Here is a 323-nt window from a genome sequence, read left to right as displayed (position 1 = left end):
TCTTTTGAGAAATTGTATGGCTGGGATACCAGGATTCGAACCTGGGAATGCCAGGATCAAAACCTGGTGCCTTACCGCTTGGCGATATCCCAACAGAAATACAATTCTTTTTAATCACAACTTTGTTTAACAGTATTCCACTTCAAAGAAATGGCTGGGATACCAGGATTCGAACCTGGGAATGCCAGGATCAAAACCTGGTGCCTTACCGCTTGGCGATATCCCATCTACTGTGACAACCGATGAAAATGGTGCGGGAGGCGAGACTTGAACTCGCACACCTTGCGGCGCTAGAACCTAAATCTAGTGCGTCTACCAATTTC

2 tRNA genes are annotated in these 323 nt (G+C 46.4%); both read right to left on the bottom strand.

From position 1 onward, the window contains the following. Positions 1–17: 17 nt before the first annotated feature. Positions 18–92 (bottom strand) — tRNA-Gln (locus tag YROHD0001_RS00035). Positions 93–151: 59 nt separating this feature from the next. Further along, positions 152–226: transfer RNA gene (locus YROHD0001_RS00040), tRNA-Gln, on the bottom strand. Positions 227–323: the final 97 nt, after the last annotated feature.

Source organism: Yersinia rohdei ATCC 43380 (assembly GCF_000173775.1).
Taxonomy (GTDB): domain Bacteria; phylum Pseudomonadota; class Gammaproteobacteria; order Enterobacterales; family Enterobacteriaceae; genus Yersinia; species Yersinia rohdei.
The sequence above is the reverse complement of the archived record's forward strand: the minus strand, read 5'-3'. Positions and strand labels throughout refer to the sequence as shown.